Origin of the sequence: Methanobacterium sp. (genome assembly GCA_016222945.1) — an archaeon.
In the GTDB taxonomy this organism is placed as follows: Archaea; Methanobacteriota; Methanobacteria; order Methanobacteriales; family Methanobacteriaceae; genus Methanobacterium_D.
In genome coordinates, this window is the sequence record JACRPY010000001.1 from 1 (window position 1) to 5,075 (window position 5,075).

The 5,075-nt window shown below is 34.6% G+C and carries 6 protein-coding genes; all 6 read left to right on the forward strand.

From position 1 onward, the window contains the following. Positions 1-1,229: hypothetical protein (locus tag HZC47_00005; protein ID MBI5679272.1), on the forward strand; the 1,229-nt coding region annotated here is incomplete at its 5' end. A 51-nt stretch (positions 1,230-1,280) separates the two neighbouring features. Next, the gene (locus HZC47_00010; GenBank protein MBI5679273.1) at positions 1,281-1,976 is read left to right on the forward strand and encodes a hypothetical protein; all 696 of its coding nucleotides are present in this window, start codon (positions 1,281-1,283) and stop codon (positions 1,974-1,976) included. A gap of 15 nt (positions 1,977-1,991) precedes the next feature. Continuing rightward, on the forward strand, positions 1,992-2,426 hold the full coding sequence (locus HZC47_00015) for an RDD family protein (GenBank protein ID MBI5679274.1): 435 nt from the start codon (positions 1,992-1,994) through the stop codon (positions 2,424-2,426). Positions 2,427-2,772: 346 nt separating this feature from the next. Then, positions 2,773-2,952, forward strand: a complete 180-nt coding sequence (locus HZC47_00020) for a hypothetical protein (protein MBI5679275.1) — start codon at positions 2,773-2,775, stop codon at positions 2,950-2,952. Continuing rightward, positions 2,915-3,736, forward strand: a complete 822-nt coding sequence (locus HZC47_00025) for a hypothetical protein (GenBank protein ID MBI5679276.1) — start codon at positions 2,915-2,917, stop codon at positions 3,734-3,736. The genes HZC47_00020 and HZC47_00025 overlap by 38 nt, the downstream gene beginning before the upstream one ends. 419 nt (positions 3,737-4,155) lie before the next feature. Then, positions 4,156-5,075: hypothetical protein (locus HZC47_00030; GenBank protein ID MBI5679277.1), on the forward strand; the 920-nt coding region annotated here is incomplete at its 3' end.

Genomic DNA, 5,075 nt, shown 5'->3' on the forward strand with positions numbered 1-5,075 from the left:
TTAATGGAAACAATCATTATGCTCTAATCCTCGGAAAACTTGGTAATAATTATATCATACAGGATCCGTTCCTGGGAACAGTAATCATGAGCCAAGAACAGTTTAATAAGTATTATACTGGAAATGTGTTGACTATGAATTTTGAAGGATTAGGAACATTGTTAAGTATTGATGAAATGAAGGGACTGTTTGGTGGTGTTGTGGATTCGTCTGTGTCTAGTGGTTTGGGTGCATTTAATTGGGAGCCTGATTCTCAGAAGATTAAGGATTGGTATAATAATTTACCTCCAGAAAAAAGAGAGGAACTTAAAAAGAATTTGAATTATGGTACAAATAGTGCAGTGGAGTCTTGGATGAGTAATGTACAACCTGATCCATTGGCTGCAGCAATATTAATAACTCTTTGCATCGGAGGATTCATCATACTTACTGGCGGGGCAGGAGCTGCTGTCATAGTGCCACTTATACCATTTATGGGTGAATCAGCAGCGGCAGGAACTGTAACTGTAGAAACAGCTGCAGCTGCTGCAGCAACAGGAACAGCTACAGGAATAGGAATAACAGCCACATTAATCAATGCATTGCCGAGACCATTACAACCAGTAGCTAGGCTTATATTGGAAAGGATCCCACAATGGGGAATTAATCTTTTGGATTGGGGTTTTAAGGGTTTTTCTGTGTATAGTATGGATGTGTTGGGTATTGGTCAAAGTGTTTTTGAGATTTTGGGGCCGCGTATATCTGGATCTTTAGGGTATGGTATTTCTTCGCTTATTAGAAATCCTTTCTATCAGCTAACTTCTTTACAGTTGAATACATTGCAACTGGCAGATTATTATAATAAAACCAACCAAGATAACATCATTAGTAGAATAAATAATTATGCTAAGCAGGGTTACAATGCTGCTGTTAATTGGACTAATACGACATATAACAATTATATAAAACCCTTGGCTGATAAATTTAAACAGGAAAGAACAGAGTATCAGAAGAAAGGAGTAGTTAAGTATCTTGGAGATAAATATACTCAAACTAAAACTTTTGTTAAGGAAACTGCTCCTAAGATTGTGAAATATTATAATAAGACTGTTAAGCCGTGGATGGAGAAGAATGTTAAACCTGCCATGCATAAACGTTTAGATCCTGTTTGGAGTCATCCTGCTACACAATGGCTTGTGAAAAATGTGCCTGGCGCTAAACATGTGACAGATCGTTTAGGATGGTTTTGAAATAAGTTAGGAGTATGGTAAAACTTATAGAAAAATTTTAGGTGACAAATAATGGCAGTTTTTGAAAAGTATGATGTGGATGGTCTTGGTGAAGTAGTAATTGAAATTAAGAAATTGAAGGAAGAGGGTTATTATTTTGGTTTGTTGATGACAAATTTGGAGTATGGCTGGTTTGTTGATAATGAAACTGCTTATAAAGAACTGAAATGTGAGGTTGTGAATATGGGACGTGAATTTTTAGGGTACCAACCTATTAATTTACCTCCTTTTACAAGAGTAATTGCATATCAAGACCTACAAAGCCTATATAATGTTCTAACTGGAATATATGTTACTTGTATTGGTAGACAATTAAATTCAGAAGAGATGGAAAAAATTTCCGACAACCTAGAAATCCGCATAATGAAAAACATGACACAATTCGACCAAATCATGGAAAAACCTGAAATAAATAAGGATTACTTTAAAAAATTACGGAAAATCAAATGGGGAAAGAATTCCAGAAATTTATGTCTTGAGTTGGGAGAACTTAAGTTATATGCAGGATTTCCTAGAAGAAGAACACCTGCAAGGTTTCAGATAGAACAGGATCTTTTAGATCAGTTTCTTGCTGCTTGTAGTGCGGTGAATAATAGTCGGGATAAAATAGAACAGGAAGATGTTATTGTTGCTTTTAAAACGTATTTTAAGCTTTTGAAAACTGATCTTCCTGATTTAGTGGATAGATTAGAAAAAGGGTCCATATAAAGGGAGTTTGATGGTATGGGTTTTAGTGAGTCTGGGTTTGAGTTTGTGTCTGTTTGGCGGAGAGCTGCAGCTTTTTTAGTTGATTTGTTTTTATTGTTCATTTTTTGTGGTTTAATATTTTTTGGAGGTTTAAGTTCTTCAAACATGCTTATAGCAGTTTTATTCCTTTTAATATGTACTATAATCTTTTTTGGGTATTTCATTTTCTTTGAAGGCCCCCTAAGTGGAAGCACACCGGGCAAACAACTCCTCTCAATAATCGTAGTTGATCAAAATAACCTCCAACCCATATCCTACCAAAAAAGCATCATAAGAAACATTCTAAGAATAATAGACCTATTCCCGTACATAATACCTGGACTAATAGGTTTAATTGCAATTATAACATCAAAAAAGAAGCAAAGACTCGGCGACAAAGCAGCAAAAACAATCGTAATCAAAAAAAAATAGATAAAAAAAAGCTAGAAAAATAATTATTTAATTCTCTGTTAATATCAAACTGGTTTTATATTTTTTTAATGATGATAAACACGCAGGGATGGTTAATGGGATTATGAATGCTGCAGGTAATTTTGCATGATGGATTAATCAAGTTTAATGAGGCCAAGCTGCAACAAGTAGTTTAGTTGATAATTTTAAAGCCGCTGCCAAAGGTGCTTACACTAAAACTGTTCAACCTGCTTTAGATAGGTTTAATCAAGAAAGAACAGAATATCAAAAGAAAGGTTTAGTTAAGTATGTTCAATCTAAATATAATCAAACTAAAACTTATGTTAAAGAAACCACTACTAAGGCTGTGAAGTATTATAAGAGTAATGTTAGGCCGTGGATGGAGCAGAATGTTAAACCTGCAATACATAAACGTTTAGACCCTGTTGTGAATAATCCAGTTTATAAAGCCGTTAGAAACTTGCCAGGAATAAAACAGGTGGCTGACGGTGCAAGCTGGTTTGCAAGAGGGCTGGGAATTTGGTAGGAAGATGATAAAAATGGCGTATGATGAGTTTAAATATATAAAAAAAGATTATAATTCTTTGATTGATGAGTTTGGTGATGTTGATGGTGTTAGGGAGTTGGCTGATGAAATAAAAGGTTTGTATGACTCTGAATTATATGAACGGTTTTTTAAAACATGGAAGTATACAGATAAACATCATAATAAGGTTAAATTCAATGAAGAAGAAGATAAAAAATTAAGAGTAGCTCATCTTGCTTATGAGAATATGGGTCGCCCCATTATTTATGGTCCTCCTTTCAGTGATTTAATTACTTTTTTTGAAGTTTACAGAATGTATTCATTCTTTTTAGATGTTTATCAGATGAATACAGGGAAAGAATTAGGTTACGAGGAAATGGAAAAACTACATCTTTGTAAACTAGATGAACATCTCATTTTTGCCCTAGATAAATTTGATGAAGTTACTGAAACTCTTGAACCTACAGCAGAATATTTCCAAAAACTAAAAAAAGTTAAATGGAAAAACAAAAAAACAAAAAAACTCTTTGAAAAACTACATATTCTATTTGAGGAGATAAAGCGTATAAAATGGGGTGTTAATAAAGCTACTACTGTTGGAATTTCAGAAAAGAAGTTTACTTTATTATTAGCTGGTTGTAACGTGATAAACGATGCTAGAGATAAAATAAACATGCAAGATATCCTAATTGCATATAAAACTTATTTTAAACTCCTTAAAACAGATTTACCTTTACTAGTGGATAAATTATGGGAAATAAATAAATCTAAAGTGGATAAATAATGAATTGTTAATTTTTTAATATTCATTATAAACCTGCCGAATCTGCACCGAACACTAGTTTGTGCAGAGCTATGGCTTTAGGGAACCTACTAAACAGTTTAGGTGCAAAGGCAGATGCTAATTTTATATCACAGATTGGAGGATTAACCCGTCAAGGCATCAGCAGGCATGGCCTGTCACAAGGAGCACAATAGTATGGAATACAACTAACAGGATTAAAAGTTGATTCTGGAGACAACTACATCATACAAGACCCGTTCCTCGGAACAGTTGTTATGACCACAGAACAATTCAACAAATACTACACCGGCAACGCACTAACCACAAATCCAAACGGAAGAGGAACAACCCTAAGCATAGAAGAAATGAAAGGATTGTTTGGCGGTGTGCATATTATTGGTTATGATAAGTTAGATGGTGTGTGGGGTGGTGGGGCTGTTAAATGGTTTTATAGTACGGTGTTAGGTGCGGATGAAAAGGGTAATATGCCTTTATTCGGTAGATATAATCCTATGAGTTATCTTCCACCAATGATGGTTATGGATTATACTATTACAAAGGAATATGAAGCTTTAGATAAGGCTTGGCAAACGGGTAATCCTTGGGATTTCTGGGATTACACTTTTCTAACTATTCCTGGCTATAAAAATTTGAAGAACATGTGGGGCGGAGGAAACCTTCAATGGTGCTTAGAAACGTTATTTGGAATAGATGAAAATGGTAACATGTCATTGGGAAACACCCTAATTAATGTTGTATCACTAATCCCAATTGCAAGAGTGGTGTCTTGGGGAGGTAAAGCCATAAAAAGTGGAGGAATACTAGAAAAACTAGGAATACAAGGACTAAACCTAGGCGACAACATCATAGTAAATGAGTTCAGCAAATTTACAGGATGGTTAGGTAAGCAGATTGATTTTAAGAGTCCTGAGAATTTGAAGAATGGTCTTTCTTTTGTTACTAATTTAACTAATCCTAATCCTTTTGGACCTATTTTAGATTTGGCAGGTTATGCTGCAAAGAGAATAAATCCAGAGAGTATCATTGCTAAGGCAGCAACTGCTTTTAATACTTTTGAATTGAAACGTGGTGTTATGGAGCTTGCAACTACTTTAGTAGGGCCTGATCCAGTTAAAAAAATATCTGATCAGTGGCAAAAGGCTTATGATTTTGGAGTTAGAATTGTTCAAGATACAAAAACTGCTTTACAGGCAGGACACAATTATGTTAAAGCTAAAGCTACCCAAGGATATAACTATGTTAAAGCTAAAGCTACCCAAGGATATAACTATGTTAAAGCTAAAGCTACCCAAGGATATAACTATGTTAAAGCTAAAGC